The 14986-nt window shown below is 65.4% G+C and carries 18 protein-coding genes; 10 read left to right on the top strand and 8 right to left on the bottom strand.

The window, feature by feature from the left end:
• Positions 1 to 42: 42 nt before the first annotated feature.
• The 4 genes from OIK40_RS05575 to OIK40_RS05560 all read right to left on the bottom strand — a co-directional run bounded on the left by OIK40_RS05575 (position 43) and on the right by OIK40_RS05560 (position 2649).
• A complete protein-coding gene (locus OIK40_RS05575; protein WP_273676892.1) occupies positions 43 to 813 on the bottom strand; it encodes a motility-associated ABC transporter substrate-binding family protein in 771 nt (256 codons plus the stop codon).
• Positions 794 to 1219: a hypothetical protein gene (locus tag OIK40_RS05570; protein ID WP_273676891.1), complete on the bottom strand. Its 426-nt coding sequence runs from the start codon at positions 1217 to 1219 to the stop codon at positions 794 to 796. Before OIK40_RS05570 ends, OIK40_RS05575 begins: the two co-directional genes overlap by 20 nt.
• Positions 1216 to 2244 carry a cysteine synthase A gene (locus tag OIK40_RS05565; RefSeq protein WP_273676890.1) on the bottom strand — a complete coding sequence of 343 codons (1029 nt, stop codon included), beginning with the start codon at positions 2242 to 2244 and terminating at the stop codon, positions 1216 to 1218. Before OIK40_RS05565 ends, OIK40_RS05570 begins: the two co-directional genes overlap by 4 nt.
• An 87-nt stretch (positions 2245 to 2331) precedes the next feature.
• Positions 2332 to 2649 carry a 2Fe-2S iron-sulfur cluster-binding protein gene (locus OIK40_RS05560; RefSeq protein WP_273676888.1) on the bottom strand — a complete coding sequence of 106 codons (318 nt, stop codon included), beginning with the start codon at positions 2647 to 2649 and terminating at the stop codon, positions 2332 to 2334.
• Positions 2650 to 2754: 105 nt separating this feature from the next.
• Between OIK40_RS05560 and OIK40_RS05555 the strand changes: the two genes are divergently transcribed.
• Positions 2755 to 3372 carry a DNA-3-methyladenine glycosylase family protein gene (locus OIK40_RS05555; RefSeq protein ID WP_273676887.1) on the top strand — a complete coding sequence of 206 codons (618 nt, stop codon included), beginning with the start codon at positions 2755 to 2757 and terminating at the stop codon, positions 3370 to 3372.
• Between the two features lie 69 nt (positions 3373 to 3441).
• On the opposite strand, the gene OIK40_RS05550 is transcribed toward OIK40_RS05555, so the two are convergent.
• Positions 3442 to 4251, bottom strand: a complete 810-nt coding sequence (locus OIK40_RS05550) for a hypothetical protein (RefSeq protein ID WP_273676886.1) — start codon at positions 4249 to 4251, stop codon at positions 3442 to 3444.
• 185 nt (positions 4252 to 4436) lie between these two features.
• Between OIK40_RS05550 and OIK40_RS05545 the strand changes: the two genes are divergently transcribed.
• Positions 4437 to 6518 (top strand): S9 family peptidase, encoded by a 2082-nt coding sequence (locus OIK40_RS05545; protein ID WP_309557506.1) that lies wholly within the window; start codon positions 4437 to 4439, stop codon positions 6516 to 6518.
• 69 nt (positions 6519 to 6587) lie between these two features.
• Entirely contained in the window at positions 6588 to 7397 is an 810-nt protein-coding gene (locus tag OIK40_RS05540; RefSeq protein ID WP_273676885.1) for an SDR family oxidoreductase, read from the top strand.
• 142 nt (positions 7398 to 7539) lie between these two features.
• Here OIK40_RS05540 and OIK40_RS05535 read toward each other — a convergent pair whose 3' ends face one another.
• A complete protein-coding gene (locus OIK40_RS05535; RefSeq protein WP_273676884.1) occupies positions 7540 to 7839 on the bottom strand; it encodes a 4a-hydroxytetrahydrobiopterin dehydratase in 300 nt (99 codons plus the stop codon).
• 62 nt (positions 7840 to 7901) lie between these two features.
• Here OIK40_RS05535 and ccmA point away from each other — a divergent pair, with 62 nt between their 5' ends.
• The 3 genes from ccmA to OIK40_RS05520 are packed head-to-tail and all read left to right on the top strand — an operon-like array spanning position 7902 to position 9816.
• Entirely contained in the window at positions 7902 to 8507 is a 606-nt protein-coding gene (gene ccmA / locus OIK40_RS05530; protein WP_273676883.1) for a heme ABC exporter ATP-binding protein CcmA, read from the top strand.
• Positions 8504 to 9154, top strand: a complete 651-nt coding sequence (locus OIK40_RS05525; RefSeq protein ID WP_273676882.1) for a heme exporter protein CcmB — start codon at positions 8504 to 8506, stop codon at positions 9152 to 9154. Before ccmA ends, OIK40_RS05525 begins: the two co-directional genes overlap by 4 nt.
• The gene (locus OIK40_RS05520; protein ID WP_273676880.1) at positions 9154 to 9816 is read left to right on the top strand and encodes a hypothetical protein; all 663 of its coding nucleotides are present in this window, start codon (positions 9154 to 9156) and stop codon (positions 9814 to 9816) included. The genes OIK40_RS05525 and OIK40_RS05520 overlap by 1 nt, the downstream gene beginning before the upstream one ends.
• 19 nt (positions 9817 to 9835) lie before the next feature.
• On the opposite strand, the gene map is transcribed toward OIK40_RS05520, so the two are convergent.
• Together map and OIK40_RS05510 are read right to left on the bottom strand one after the other, a co-directional pair.
• Positions 9836 to 10663 carry a type I methionyl aminopeptidase gene (gene map / locus OIK40_RS05515; protein ID WP_273676878.1) on the bottom strand — a complete coding sequence of 276 codons (828 nt, stop codon included), beginning with the start codon at positions 10661 to 10663 and terminating at the stop codon, positions 9836 to 9838.
• Positions 10664 to 10695: 32 nt separating this feature from the next.
• Positions 10696 to 11547: a PdaC/SigV domain-containing protein gene (locus OIK40_RS05510; protein ID WP_273676877.1), complete on the bottom strand. Its 852-nt coding sequence runs from the start codon at positions 11545 to 11547 to the stop codon at positions 10696 to 10698.
• Between the two features lie 68 nt (positions 11548 to 11615).
• Here OIK40_RS05510 and OIK40_RS05505 point away from each other — a divergent pair, with 68 nt between their 5' ends.
• The 4 genes from OIK40_RS05505 to OIK40_RS05490 all read left to right on the top strand — a co-directional run bounded on the left by OIK40_RS05505 (position 11616) and on the right by OIK40_RS05490 (position 14952).
• Complete coding sequence (locus tag OIK40_RS05505; RefSeq protein ID WP_273676875.1) at positions 11616 to 13001, top strand: leucyl aminopeptidase family protein; 1386 nt, start codon at positions 11616 to 11618, stop codon at positions 12999 to 13001.
• A 102-nt stretch (positions 13002 to 13103) separates the two neighbouring features.
• Complete coding sequence (locus tag OIK40_RS05500; protein ID WP_273676873.1) at positions 13104 to 13466, top strand: hypothetical protein; 363 nt, start codon at positions 13104 to 13106, stop codon at positions 13464 to 13466.
• A gap of 3 nt (positions 13467 to 13469) precedes the next feature.
• The gene (gene argC / locus OIK40_RS05495) at positions 13470 to 14396 is read left to right on the top strand and encodes an N-acetyl-gamma-glutamyl-phosphate reductase (protein WP_273676872.1); all 927 of its coding nucleotides are present in this window, start codon (positions 13470 to 13472) and stop codon (positions 14394 to 14396) included.
• 217 nt (positions 14397 to 14613) lie between these two features.
• A complete protein-coding gene (locus tag OIK40_RS05490) occupies positions 14614 to 14952 on the top strand; it encodes a P-II family nitrogen regulator (protein WP_273676871.1) in 339 nt (112 codons plus the stop codon).
• Positions 14953 to 14986 lie beyond the last annotated feature (34 nt).

Here is a 14986-nt window from a genome sequence, read left to right as displayed (position 1 = left end):
CGCTTCCGAGTCCCGGCTCTCCCGCGATTTCCCCGAAAGCGCCTAGTCGAATGCGGCGGCAAGCAGCGCGGCGATGCTATCGCCGTTCTCGCCGGCGAGCTCGGGGTGCTCGAGCAACGCCGCGTCGGCGATCAGCGTGACCCGTCCCTCCCCCACCCGGCAAGTCGCAACCGCTCCTTGCGCAGCGATGGTGCAATCGGCTGCAGCCGGGTCGGTCACCGAGATGATGCCGGGCAGCGCGAGCGGCAGTTCCATCGCCGCGTAAGACGCGCGAACGACCTCGGGGCGCTGCGTTTCGTCAAACCGGACCGCCAGCCCCCAGCGCGCGACCACCGGCGGTATCAGCGCGCCATCGACCGGACGGCGCGGGTCGCCGATTGGCAGATCATATTCCCCCGTCAGCGCCGGATCGAGCGCCAGCAGCAACCTGCCGCCGCCCCGAACCCAGTCATCCAGCGCGACATTATCCGCCGGGGACAGCCCGCGCGGCTGGATCACCGCCAACCGCGTTATTTCCGCCAGCGGATCAACCTCCGGATCCTCAGGTGTCAGTGCGGGCACGGATGCAAGCGTGTCGAGCGGCAGCACCCGATAACGCGCCTCGATCGCGCGGCGCTGCCACGGCAGGCTGGCGCGGCCTGCGGCAATGTCATCCAGCGCCGCATCTTCGGGCCAGTACAGCGGCAGGCTCGTCATCAGACCGATCACCGGACGGTCTGCCGCAGCGGTTTCGCCCGGCGCCGTCCCGCATCCCGTCAGCGAAAGCACCGCCCCCGCGAGCAGCGCGAATGCCCTATTGTTTGGGTGCGGCATTGTCCGGCAACGGGGTCGGCGGCGGCAGGTCGAGCGGGGCCACGGGCGTCGGGCTCGGCTCGGCAGCGATGTCGGGAACGACCCCGGCATCGGCGAGCGGATTGGCCTGGCTTGGCGAAGGACTCGGCTCGGTGGTCGGCGCGGCATCGGGGACGGCGGATTCCTGGGTGATCTCGGCCTGACTGCCGATGATGCTGGCCAGCCCCACCAGCAGCACCATCGCTGCAATCCCGAACACCCCGATCTGGAGGCGCTGAAGCGCTTCCTGGCGGTTCTGGTCAAGCGGGCCTGCCGGTTCCGGTTCGGCCAGCAGATCGGCGAGCCCCGAGTTTTCGCTGCGACCGACCGAAAAAAGGCTGTGCTGGGTCATGGCACGCAGCCTAGCCAGCAGCGAAGCACGTGTCACGCCTCGCCGCCTTGTGTGCGTTCAAGCCAGTCGAACACCGGCAGACCTTTCGCCGCCAGCCATTCCGGATTGTAGAGCGTCGATAGGTAGCGGAAGCCCGTGTCGCACAGGATCGTCGCCACCTGCGGGTTATCGCGCCCCTCTGCCACCAGCTCGCGGCCCAGTTCCACCGCGCCCGCGACATTGATACCCGACGACAGTCCAAGGCACAGGCCTTCCTCGCGCAGCAGGCGGGCGACCCAGTGCAGGCCTTCCTCGTCGCTGATGCGGTATTGCGTATCGATTGCCGCGCCTTCGAGATTGGCGGTGATGCGCCCCTGCCCGATGCCTTCTGCGACCGAGGAGCCTTCGGCCTTCAGTTCGCCGTGGGCGTAATAGTTGTAAAGCGCCGCACCGTGCGGATCGGTCAGCGCGATACGGATATTCTCGTCGAACGCTTTCAGGCCCAGCCCCACGCCCGCGATCGTCCCGCCGGTGCCGGCAGCGCAGGTGAAACCGTCGACGCGGCCCTGCAGCTGTTCCCAGATCTCCGGCGCGGTGCCTTCGATATGTGCGCGGCGGTTGGCGATGTTGTCGAACTGGTTGGCCCAGACCGCGCCCGGCGTTTCTTCGGCCAGACGGCGCGAGGTGTGGACGAAGTGGCCGGCATCGGCGAACTTGGTCGGCGGCACCAGCACCAGCTCCGCACCCAGTGCGCGCAGCGTGTCCATCTTTTCCTTGGACTGGTTGTCGGGCATGACGATGATCGTCTTGTAGCCACGGGCATTGGCGACCAGCGCGATGCCGATTCCGGTATTGCCCGCCGTGCCTTCAACCACCGTGCCACCGGGCTGCAATTCTCCGCGCGCCTCGGCATCGCGGATAATGTAAAGCGCCGCACGGTCCTTTACCGACGAACCGGGGTTGGCGAATTCGCACTTGCCCCAGATGTCGCAGCCTGCAGCCGCGCTGGGGCCGGCAAGGCGAACCATGGGCGTATTGCCGATAAGCGAAAGCGTGTCGCCAAAGGGGCGGGTAATGTTCATGAGCCCTGAATTAGGCACTCGAACCGCGCGCCGCAATGTCCAACCGCGTTCCTCCCCGCGCCGGACGGGCGGGGAGGCGCGATTCCATCAATCTTCGGGCGCGATGGTGACGTGCAGACCGTCGAGTTCGGCAGTGAAGGGAATCTGGCACGAAAGCCGGCTGGTGGGGGCACGGTGATCGGAGGATTCGAGCAGGTCGTCCTCGTCCTCGCTCATCTTCGGCAGCTTGTCGGCGAAGGCCGGATCGACATGCACGTGGCAGGTCGCGCAGGAACAGCAGCCGCCGCACAGCGCCAGCAGTTCGTCGAAGCCATTGTCGCGGATCGCTTCCATCACGGTCAGGCCGTCGTCGACGGCAATCTCGCTGGTTTCGCCTTCACGATTGGTGACGACCAGTCTGGGCATGGGCTCGGCTTCCTTTTCGGCTATTGCGCGCAAGAACCTGCGCTGTGAGAGTGCAAAGGGCTGCTAAGGCAGACTTGGACGCAAGGCAAGTTAAGGAAAGTGCGAGTGGGCCTTACAGCGGAAAAATTGCGCAGCGATCTCGATGCGCTCAGCCAGCGCGAACCACGACTGGCGGCACAGCTGGCCCGCATTGGCTATCCCGAAGCGCGCATCCGCCCGCGCGGCTACAAGACGCTGCTGCGCACCATCGTCGGCCAGCAGGTCTCGGTTGCGGCGGCCGCATCGATGTGGGGCAAGCTGGAGGCGGAACTGGGCGAGGATTTCACCCCTGCCTGCCTGCTCAAGCGCGATTTCGACACTCTGCGCGCCTGCGGGCTGTCACGCCAGAAACAGGGCTATGCCCGGTCATTATGCGAGTTGGTCGAGGCGGGGGAGCTGGACTTTCACGCCCTGCCCGAGGACGACGAGGCGGCGATCGAACTCCTCACCCGGATCAAGGGCATCGGGCGCTGGTCGGCGGAAATCTACCTGCTGTTTGCAGAGGGTCGCCCGGACATCTGGCCCGCGGGCGATCTTGCCGTGCAGGAAGGGGTGAAGCGTCTGCTCGATCTGCCCGAACGCCCGGCGGAAAAAGCCACCCGCCAGCTGGCCGAGGAATGGGCACCGCAGCGGGGCAGCATGGCGATCTTCACCTGGCATTTCTACGCCAACCCGGCGCTTTAGACGCCGCCCGGAAAGAAAAGGCCCCCGGCCGCACTGAAGCGACCGGGGGCGCATTTGCAGTCGCCGGAATTACTGGCGCGTCGCCGTCCAGCGCACGGTGCTGTTGTCGCGCGGATCGGTGCTGACGCCGCGCAGCGTGTCACCTTCCACGGTGAGTTCGAGCACGTTGATCACCCCTCCGTTGCGCGAATAGGTTTCGCGATAGACGTTGTCGGACACCTTCTCGACTGCGACCACGCCGCCGCTATTGTCGCCTTCTGGCGTCACCGGCTCGCCGCCCAGCGTCGCCGTGTAGCCGCCGCCGTTACCGGACGAGATAATCGTATCCCCGTCGATCGCGTAGCTGAACACGAGGCCGGCATCGCTCATATCGCCAAGGCTCGCGACATTCCAATCGCCCGATGCGGCATGCGCGCCATCGGGAGCCGGTGCGACGCGCGCATAGGTCGTCGAACCCTTGACCACTTCATCGCCGTCGAGATTGGTCCAGTTCATGATCAGGCTTTGCCCGTCATCGCTGACGGTCCAGGTCGAATTGCCCAGTTCCTTGTCGCCCAGCCGCGAAGCCGTGGTGATCGTCTTGTCGTCGACGATCGTGTATTTGAGCGCGTCAACACCGGGCCGATCGATCTTTTCCCAATCGCCGCTGGCAGCCACCGAAAAGGGCGGAATGCAGCTGTTGCAGGTATATTTCCCGTCAGCGATCAGAAAACTGCTGGTGTCGTTTTCGAACTCTGCGGAATCGAGATTGGCTTTCCAGGTGCCGGCCAGCGAGGCTGCGGCCGTCGCGTCAGCCGGGCCATTGGCCGTTTCGCCGCTGCACGCGGCAATACCCAGCGCAAGCGACGCAGCGCACAATGCAGTCACAAATTTTTTCATAATTCCCCCACAATCAAATAGCGTCCCCGAAGCGGGCCTTACCATTGATTGCATCTGCAAACAAATTCCGGGCTCCGGCAGGCGGCGTCCGACGCGGTTGCCTTATCCCAGCATGGCGACTTGAAGCCCGGGCGCAGGTGTCTTAACTGCACAACACAGAGATGCACCGGAGAGGGAGAGACTCCATGCAGACCGCCATAGCCCGCTTTCTGGTGAGCAGCGTTGCCGCTGTCGCCTTCACGCTGCCCGGCCTTGCCGGCGCAGAAACCCATCCGCCCGTTTCATCCGCCATCACCGGAGCCGCAATGACCACCAAAGCCCAAACCGCCCCCCTGATCCCGCGCAGCGCCCTGTTCGGGAACCCGACCCGCGCAGCGGGACAGATCAGCCCCGACGGCAAGTGGCTGAGCTGGCTCGCGCCCAGGGACGGCGTCCTAAACATCTGGATCGCACCGGCGGATAATCCCGATGACGCGCGCGCCATGACCGCTGCCACCGACCGGCCCATCCGCCAGTATTTCTGGTCGCCCGATGCGCGTGCGGTGATGTATATTCAGGACAAAGGCGGGGACGAGAATTACCTGCTCTACCGCGTCGATCTGGCAAGCGGCGAGGAGACCACCGTCACCCCGTTCGAGAATACCCGCGTGGAACTGGTTGGCGCGTCACGCACCATCAGGGACAAGCTGCTGCTGGGCATCAACAATCGCGATCCGCAGTGGCACGATGTCTACCTGCTGGATCTTGCCACCGGCGATCTGACGCTGGTGCTGGAAAACAATGCCTATGCCGGGTTCTTGGCCGACGACAATCTGACCGTGCGCATGGCGATGAGCCAGAACGAGGCGGGCGGCACAGACTATTTCCGGGTCGAGAACGACACGGTCGAAGCCGAACCCTTCGAGACCACCGCGATGGAGGATTCGCTCACCACTGCGCCCGCTGGCTACACCACCGACGGCAAGACGCTCTACTGGATCGACAGCCGCGGGCGGAACACCGCCGCGCTGTTCGCGCAGGACACCGCCACCGGCGACAAGCGCCTGATCGCCGAGGACGACAAGGCCGATATCGGCAGCACGATGCGCGATCCCCTGACCGGCGAGGTGGAAGCCTACGCGGTCGATTACCTCACCACCGAATGGCACGCGATCGATCCCGATATCGCCGCCTCGCTGGAATGGCTGGGCGAGCGGCTGGAAGGCGATTTCGGCGTCAACAGCCGGACCGACGACGATACCGTGTGGATCGTGTGGAACGATCCGCTGGTGAAGCCGGTGGCGACATATATCTATGATCGCAAGGCGGGCACATTGACCCCCTTCTATGTCTCGCGGCCCGAGCTCGAAGGGATGCCGCTGCAACCCATGCACCCGCGCGAGATCGCCAGCCGCGATGGCCTGACCCTGCCCTCCTACCTAACCCTGCCGCCGGGCAGCGATGCCGATGGTGACGGGGTGCCCAATGCGCCGGTGCCGATGGTGCTGCTGGTGCATGGCGGGCCGTGGGCGCGCGACGGATACGGCTTCAATTCGATCCACCAAATGCTCGCCAACCGCGGCTACGGGGTGCTCAGCGTCAATTTCCGCGGCTCGACGGGCTTCGGCAAGGACTTCATCAATGCGGGCAACAAGCAGTGGGGCCTGAAGATGCACGACGACCTGATCGACGCCGTGAACTGGGCGGTGGATCAGGGCATTGCCGCGGCCGACAAGGTCGCGATCATGGGCGGCTCCTACGGCGGCTATGCGACGCTCGCGGGGCTTACTTTCACGCCCGAAACCTTTGCCTGCGGCGTGGACATCGTCGGGCCTTCGAACCTCGAAACCCTGCTATCGACCATCCCGCCCTACTGGGCGCCGATGGTGAAGATCTTCCACGAACGCATGGGCGATCCCGGTACCGCAGAAGGCCTCGCCACGCTGCGCGCCGCCAGCCCGCTTTACAAGGCAGACCGGATCGAAAAGCCGCTGCTGATCGCGCAAGGGGCAAACGATCCGCGCGTGAAGCAGGCCGAAAGCGACCAGATCGTAGGGGCGATGAAATCGGCGGGCATCCCCGTCACCTACGTGCTTTATCCCGACGAAGGCCACGGCTTTGCCCGGCCCGAAAACAACATCGCCTTCTTCGCCATAGCCGAGAATTTCCTCGCCGAATGCATCGGCGGACGGGCCGAGCCGCTGGGCGATGCACTGAAGCCTTCGAGCGCCGAGATCGTCGAGGGGGCGAGCCATGTGAAGGGGCTGGACGCGGCGCTGGCTAGTTGATTTGGCCTGCTGACAAGCGGCGCAGACCGCTCTAGGCAGGTTGCAAATCGCAATCGAGAGGGGATTTCAATGAGCGAGCGGCGCAGCATTTTCATCACCGGCGGCGCATCCGGCATCGGACGCGCCACCGCGCGGTATTTTGCCGAGCGCGGCTGGTTCGTCGGAATTGCCGACGTCAATGTCGAAGGCATGGAGGACACGCTCGGCCTGATCGAGGGCGGGTTCAAATATATGCACCGCCTCGACGTGCGCGATCGTGATGCGTGGGACGAAGCTCTGGCCGCGTTCAACACCGCCGCCGGATCGCGGGTCGATGTGGTGGTGAACAATGCCGGGATCGGCACCGGCGGCCCGCTGGCCGAGCTCGACAAGGAAGAGATCGACCGCTGCCTCGACATCAACTTGCGCGGCGTGCTCTACGGCGCGCAGGCGGCCTATCCCTACCTCAAGGCGAGCGCGCCGGGCTCAGCACTGGTCAATATCGCCAGCGCCGCGGGGATCACCGGCGGCAACGGGATGAGCGTCTATTCCGCCACCAAGTTCGCAGTGCGCGGGATTGCCGAAAGCCTCGATGCCGAATGGGCGGCGGACGGGATCAAGGTGTCCTCGATCTGCCCGAGCTTCATCGAAACCCCGCTGCTCGACGGCACCGGCAACCGCAATTCGAACGAGAATATCCGCACCCGCGTGACGGCCGCCGGGCTTGAGATCACGCCGGTGGAGGAAGTCGCCCGCACTATCTGGAACGCGGTGCACGGCGATGATCTGCACTACCTGGTCGGCAAGACCGCGCGCCAGCTCGCCTTCGCCAAGCGCTGGATGCCGGGCAAAGTCAGGAAGCAGCAGCGCGCGGCCGGGCGGGGCATTCTGGGAAAATAAGGTAAGCACCGACGGGAAGCCTTCACGGCCGGAACAGTCGCGCCAGCGACCGCCAACGACCGCAAGCGCGACCGCGCGCCCGCAGCGATGCGGCCTTCAGGCCGCGTGAGCGAGGAAATCGCGCGCCGGAGGGCGTGCGAAATCAAAGAATCGCGTCGATCGCCCGGGCCAGCGTCACATCGCGCTGCGAAAGCCCGCCGCTTTCCCCCGCGTCATGGGTGGTCAGCGTCACCTCGACCCTGGCGTAGACGTTGAACCATTCGGGGTGGTGGTCCTGCGTCTCGGCCAGCAGCGCGACGCGGGACATGAAACCCCATGCCTCGGAGAAATCCTTGAACTGGAAGGTGCGCGTGATCGCCTTGCCCTCACGCGCCAGTTCCCATTCGGGATGATCGGCCATCAGCTTTTCGGTTTCCTTGGCGTCGAGTTCGGGGACGGACATGGGGGCTCCTTCAATCGGGGTCGCTTGTTTGCTCGGGCTCTTTTCCCTAACGCATGAGGCCAATGCAAGCTCCGCCGCCGTTCCTCGCCGCCGACAACCTCGCCTGCCGCCGCGGTGAGCGGCTGCTGTTCAAGCGGCTGTCGTTCCGGCTGGAAGCGGGCGCGGCGTGCCATGTGACGGGTGCCAACGGAGCGGGCAAGACGACGCTGATCCGCGCGCTGGCGGGGCTGACCACCCCCTATGCCGGAGAGGTGCGGCGCGAAGGCGGGCTGGCGCTGCTGGAAGAGCGCAGCGGTCTCGATCCCGATCTGCCGCTTGGCAAGGCCTTGGCCTTCTGGTTCGGGCTGGACGGCGCGCAGGAGCCTGACGGGATCATGGCCGCGCTCCGCCTTACCGATCTTGCCGAGGTACCGGTCCGTTACCTTTCCACCGGCCAGAAGAAGCGCGCAGCGCTCGCAAGGATGGTGAGCCAGCGCGCGCCCGTCTGGCTGCTCGACGAGCCGCTTTCAGGCCTCGACACCGCCTCGCAAGGGCTGGTGAGCGCGCTGGTGCAAGATCACTGCGCAGGCGGTGGCATCGCGCTGATCGCCTCGCACCAGCCGCTCGATCTGCCGGCCATGACGAGCTTCGCGATTGAGGACCATGCGCCTGCGGAGGAGGAGGCATGATCGCCGCCCTGCTCCGCCGCGATCTGGCGCAGTTCTTTCCCTTCACCGGCAGCGGCGCGGCCCTTCCCGTGGTGTTCTTCGTCGCTGTGGCGATGCTGTTCCCCTTCGCGGTGGGGCCGGATGCCAATCTGATGCTGAAAACCGGCGGGGGCGTGGTGTGGATCGCGGCGCTGCTGGCGGCGATCCTGCCGCTGGAACGGCTGGTGGCACGCGATATCGAACTCGGCTTCTTCGATCAGCTGAAACTGCGTGGGCTGGCCGAAGAGGCGATGATGGCGGTTCGCCTGATCGCCCACTGGCTCAGCTTCGGCCCGCCGCTGCTGCTGGCGACTTTCCCGGCGGCCGCGCTGCTGAAGATCGAGGGTGAGACTTTGGAGATCCTGCTGCTCGGCCTGCTGGCCGGAACGCCGGGCCTCGCCGCGATCGGCCTGATGATCGCGGCGCTCACCGCTTCCTTGCGCGCAGGGGCGGCGCTTTCGGGCCTCCTCTTGATCCCGCTCGCCCTGCCCATTCTGATTTTCGGTGCCGGCGCGCTTGCCCGGATGGATCGTATCAGCCTCGGCTTCGTTGCTGCCATAAGCCTCGCGCTGGTGGCGATCGCTCCGTTTGCCGCGGGCGCCGCGATCCGGGCGGCAAGGGAGAACTAGTGCGCGCACCTAAAAGCCACGTCAGAGCCAACATATTGATGGGCAATATCGCGCTGGGGCTGCTGGGCTTCACGCTGGTGGCGTTCGGCGCGAAGGCGATTTTCCATCCCGAGGTGCAGGCGCGCTACACCCCGATCGTGGTGTTTCATGCCGGAAGCATGATCGCATGGCTGATGCTGCTGGCAAGCCAGAGCTTCCTTGCCGCGCGTTTCAAACTGGCCGCGCACCGCGCCACAGGCCGCGCCTCGATTGCGCTGGTGGGCGCGATGCTGGTGAGCGGATCGGTGATCTCATGGCGCATCGGGCTGGAACTGGGGCGACCGGAGGTGACGGTGGTAAACCTTGCCGCCTTTGTCACCTTCATCCCCCTCTACCTCGCCGCGCTGCACTTCGCGCGGCAACGCGACATCGCCGCGCACCGGCAAGCGATGCTGATCGCGACGCTGGCGCTGATGACCCCCGCCTATGCCCGCGTCGTACAGGTGCTGGGCCTGCCCGATCCGGTCGCCATAGGAGTGCAGCCGCCGATCACGATTGCGATTGCGGTCGCCTATGACTGGGTGCTGCACGGGCGGGTGACCCGGCCGGTGTTGGTGATGCTGGGCTTCTCGGTCGCGGTGGTGGTGGTGATGGTTGGGGTGCTGGCGGTATGGTTTTTGTGATTATCGGGCCAGCTGAGCATCACATGTAAGGCGGGCAATCCCGCCCCGTCGGGCTCTTGGTGAAAATCTCGTTCCCCGTCTCGGTGATCGCGATCGAGTGTTCGAACTGCGCCGACAGGCTCTTGTCGCGGGTTACCGCTGTCCAGCCGTCGCCGAGTACCTTGGCCCAGGGCTTGCCGAGGTTGATCATCGGCTCGATGGTGAAGAACATCCCCGGCTTCAGCTCCGGCCCCGTCCCGGCCTTGGCGGCGTGGACCACTTCGGGCGCATCGTGGAACAGGCGCCCCAACCCGTGGCCGCAGAACTCGCGCACCACACCGTAACGGAACTGGTTGGCGTGGGCTTCGATCGCCGCGCCGATATCGCCCAGCCGCGCGCCGGGCTGCGCGGCCTGAATGCCGAGCATCAGGCATTCATAGGTCACCTCGACCAACTTCCTCGCCTTCAGCGGCGGCTCGCCAGCGTAGAACATCCGGCTGGTATCGCCATGCCAGCCGTCGACCAGCGGGGTGACGTCGATGTTGAGAATGTCGCCATCCTTCAGCACCTTGTCACCCGGAATGCCGTGGCAGATCACGTGATTGATCGAGATGCAGGACGAATGCGCATAGCCGCGATAGCCGAGCGTTGCGGGTACCGCGCCTGCATCGAGCATCATGCCGCGGATCGCATCGTCGATGCTGCCCGTGGTGACCCCGGGCTTCACCATATCGGCGCAGGCATCAAGGATTTCGGCCGCCAGCCTTCCGGCCTTGCGCATGCCTTCGAAGCCCTCGGGCGTGTGCAGCTTGATGGTGCCGTCGCGGTAGACGGTCTCATCGCCGTCAACGAGTTGGTATTCGTGCATGCCCGCCACATAGCGACCCGCTGCACGAATTGCTACTTCGGCAGCGCGAAAGCCGATTTGTAGCCGGGCTTCACCGCCGCGAGCACTGCCTGCGTCACCGGCAGCGTCACTTCATAGGCCCCTTCGGCATACGAGCCTGCGACATATGGCGCCGCGATCAGGCCGATGCGGTCGAAGCTCTGGCCGTTCGACGATCCGGGGAGCAACGTAAGGTCGGAAACCGGCGGGCAAGGGAAGAACCCGTCATCGCTGTAATCGGCACCCAGTCGATCTTTTTTCTCTATCTTCAATGCCTTGCACCACGGATCGCCCAGCGCATCCTGCAACGCCGCCTCGGAAGCGAACATCGCTTCGGGCTCCAGCCCCTCACCCGTTTCGCGGTCCCATACCAGCGCAGCGTACCCCGAATTGCCGTGCGCGCCGCCGGTGTAGAAATAGATGCTTGCCGACAAGGAAAGGAAGCGCGGCAGATCGGCGACGACCTTCCATTCCTTGGACAGGCTCAGCGTCTTGCAGCTGACGCAGTCCTCTCCCTTGAACTCGGCCAATGCCATGGCCCAGTCGGCTTTTTGTTCGCCAAGCAGCCTGTCGCGTTCGGCGGCGAGGCGTTCGGTCAGAGCTGGAATGGCCGAGGCTTCGGCGGGCCATTTATAGGCAAACTCGCGGCTGCCGCCGTCCTTTTCGGCATTGTCCTCGAACGCGACCGCACCTGCCTGCGCGGCACCGGCCGATGCGGTAGCGACGGCGGAAGCGGCACCTTCCTGCGCCACCCCCGTCTTGCGCGCGACATCCTCGGGCGATGAACAGGCGACAAGCACCAGCGCGCCGGTGACGGCAAACCCGCAAAGCCAATGTTTCACATGAAACATTTCAGGAACATTCATCAGGCCTCTCCTCCCTCAGCTTGCGAATCTGCTGGTGACAATCGCTCGCCGGTGACTATGGAGCAGGCATGAGCGAACCCAAAGCCTTGATCCAGCCCGACCGCGGGCAGGACGCGATTGCCATTCACCTCGTCAACAAGGACGGCTTCGAAGCCTTTGCCAAAGGCCTCACCGCCGGACAGCGCGCCAGCCTTGCAGCGCAGAAATTCGAAGGCGGCGGTTATCAGGTCGGGATCGTGCCCGATGGCGACGGCTGGTTCGCGGTGGGCGGGATCGCCAACCCCGAATGCCTGTCGAGTTGGTGTCTGGCCAAGCTGGCCGAGGAACTGCCCGAAGGCACCTACCGGCTTGCCAATGGAGAGGCCGGGCCCGCCATGTTCGGTTGGATCACCGGCCAATACCGCTTCAACCGCTACCGCAGCGAGGACAAGGCGCAGGGACCGCGTATCCTGCTGACGTCGCAAGTCGCCCAGATCGAGGCGGCAACTGCCGAGGCCGAGGCGGAATGCCTGGTGCGCGATCTGGTCAATTCCCCGGCCGAGGACATGGGCCCCGCCGCGCTGGAGGCCGAGTGTGAACGCCTCGCCAAGGCGCACAAGGCCGAACTGGCGGTGGTGCGCGGCGATGCGCTGGAACAGGGCTATCCGATGGTTCACGCCGTCGGACGGGCGGCGGCGCGGCATCATGCCCCGCGCCTGCTGCACCTTACCTGGGGCAATGAAGGCGATCCGGTGCTGGCGATTGTCGGCAAGGGCGTGTGCTTCGATTCGGGCGGGCTCGATATCAAGCCTTCATCGGGCATGCGGCTGATGAAGAAGGACATGGGCGGCGCGGCGCATGCGATCGCGCTGGCGGGTCTTGTCATGGGTGCGCGGCTGAAGGTGCGGCTGCACCTGCTGATCCCCGCGGTTGAGAACGCGATTTCCGGCACCTCCTTCCGTCCCGGCGACGTGCTGCCGAGCCGCAAGGGCCTGACCGTCGAGATCCACAATACCGATGCCGAAGGGCGGCTGATCCTCGGTGACGCGCTGACCCGCGCTTCGGAGGAGACCCCCGATCTGATCGTCGATTTCGCCACGCTGACCGGCGCGGCGCGGGTCGCGCTCGGCCCCGATCTGCCCGCGCTGATGGCGCGCCGCGATGAAACTGCCGAAGCGTTTCTGTCAGCGGGCAAGGCCAATGACGATGCGCCGTGGCGCCTCCCCCTGCCCGAGGCCTATCGCGAATACCTTTCTTCCGACGTGGCCGACATGGCCAATGCCTCGCAGAACCCCTTTGCCGGGGCCAGCGTGGCGGGTCTGTTCCTTGACCGCTTTGTGGGAGAAGGGATCGACTGGGTGCATTTCGACACCTTCGCCTGGAACCCCTCTGCCCGCCCCGGACGGGCTCGCGGCGGGCGCGGACTGGGCCTTCGGGCCGCATGGCATGCCCTGCGTGCGCGCTATCCCGGGTAAGCATGGGGCGCAAAACTTGCCCCCACGGCATCTTGCCGCTAACGGGCCTGCCACGCAGCGCAGGGGAGAGCGCGGCCACCGACGAAGGTTGACGGAACGCAGATGAGCGGCGCGACACGCGACGAACCGAATTATGCCGTGCCGCAAGGCGTGCTGGGTCTGAAGGGCCCGGTCGAAAAGCCTGCGCCCGGAACGCTGCCGCTACGCGGTGATCTGGCGCATATCGCCCTCGCCGGAGTGCATCTTGCCGCGCATTACGTGATCCCGCATCAGCGCAAGGTCGGCGAGGCGGGTGCGCAGCTGCGGCTCGCTCCGCGCGACGACAGCGAGGCCTTCACCACGCTTGCCCCCGGTAGCCGTTTCGAACTGCTCGACGTGGCGGGCGAATGGGCGTGGGGCTGCCCCGGGCCGCAAGGGCCGAGCGGGTGGTGCAAAGCCTCGGAGCTCGCGCCCTCGGGCGAATAGAGCATGGCGATCCGCCTGTTCATCGATGGTGCGGCTGGCACCACCGGCCTCGAAATCCGCGAGCGGTTGCAGGGCCGCAGCGAGTTCGAACCGATCGTTCTCGACGACACCCAGCGCAAGGACGAGAGCGCCCGCCGCGACGCGCTCCACGCCGCCGACATCGCGATCCTGTGCCTGCCGGATGAGGCGGCCAAAGAGGCGGTGAAGCTGGCCGAGGGGTCTGACACCCGCATCATCGACGCCTCCAGCGCGCACCGCGTGGCCGAGGGCTGGACCTACGGTTTTCCCGAGCTGATCGGGCACGAGGCTATCGCCAGTGCCCGTTTCGTGAGCAATCCGGGGTGCTATCCCACCGGCTTCCTCGCGCTAGTCGCACCGCTGGTGCGCGCGGGGCTGCTGCCGGCCGACTGGCCCTACACCGTCAACGCCGTGAGCGGCTATTCGGGCGGAGGCAATGCGCTGATCGCGCGGTTCGAGGCCGAGGGTGCACCGGCCTTCCGCGCTTATGGCTACGACATGGCGCACAAGCACCTTCCGGAAATGAAGCGCCATGCCGGGCTTCAGCACGACGTGATTTTCGCGCCTGCGGTGGTGCCGGCCTATCGCGGGATGGTGGTAGAAGTGCCGCTGCATCTGGGTGCGATGACGGGTGATCCGACGGCGGGCCGGTTGCACGATGCGCTGGCTGCGTTCTACACCGGGTCGGCGGTCGTTTCGGTCTTATCGGGCGCGGCTCCGGGCGAACTGCTACTCGAACGCAGCGCCGAACCGTGCGACTCCATGCAGCTCCACGTTTTCGGCAATGAAGGCGGCTGGCACGCGCGACTGGTGGCGGTGCTCGACAACCTCGGCAAGGGTGCCTCGGGTGCGGCGATCCAGAATCTCAACATCATGTGCGGCCTGCCCGAAGCCACCGGACTGCGGCTCTGAAGGGCCTGACTGCCTAAAATATAGGCAATGCCCGTCCACTCGATGTGCACCATTGCGCAGTGCACCATAATCTTGCTACCCGAACCGCACAGGCGAAAGACATCCTCTCTCCGGAATCGCCCGGCGGCAAGGATCGTTCAATCCGTTTAGACATGCGCTTGGCACGATTCTTGTTAGGATTTTGTCAGGATTCCGGCCAGGCGCGGATGGGGACGACGTGAAAAAGATCGAAGCGATCATCAAACCCTTCAAGCTCGACGAAGTGAAGGAGGCGCTGCATGAAATCGGCGTGTCCGGCATCACCGTCACCGAAGCCAAGGGCTTCGGCCGCCAGAAGGGCCATACCGAACTCTATCGCGGCGCCGAATATGTCGTCGACTTCCTGCCCAAGGTGAAGCTCGAGGTTGTGGTCGCGGACGATCAGGCATCCCGCGTGGTCGAAGCGATCGCCGCCGCCGCGCAGACTGGCCGGATCGGCGACGGCAAGATCTTCGTCTCCGCCATCGAAAGCGCATTGCGCATCCGCACCGGCGAGACCGACGAGGACGCGATCTGATTTTCCACCCTCTCCTGCCCGGCCACGAAGGCGG

The organism is Erythrobacter fulvus (genome assembly GCF_028595285.1).
In the GTDB taxonomy this organism is placed as follows: Bacteria; Pseudomonadota; Alphaproteobacteria; order Sphingomonadales; family Sphingomonadaceae; genus Erythrobacter; species Erythrobacter fulvus.
The sequence above is the reverse complement of the archived record's forward strand: the minus strand, read 5'-3'. Positions and strand labels throughout refer to the sequence as shown.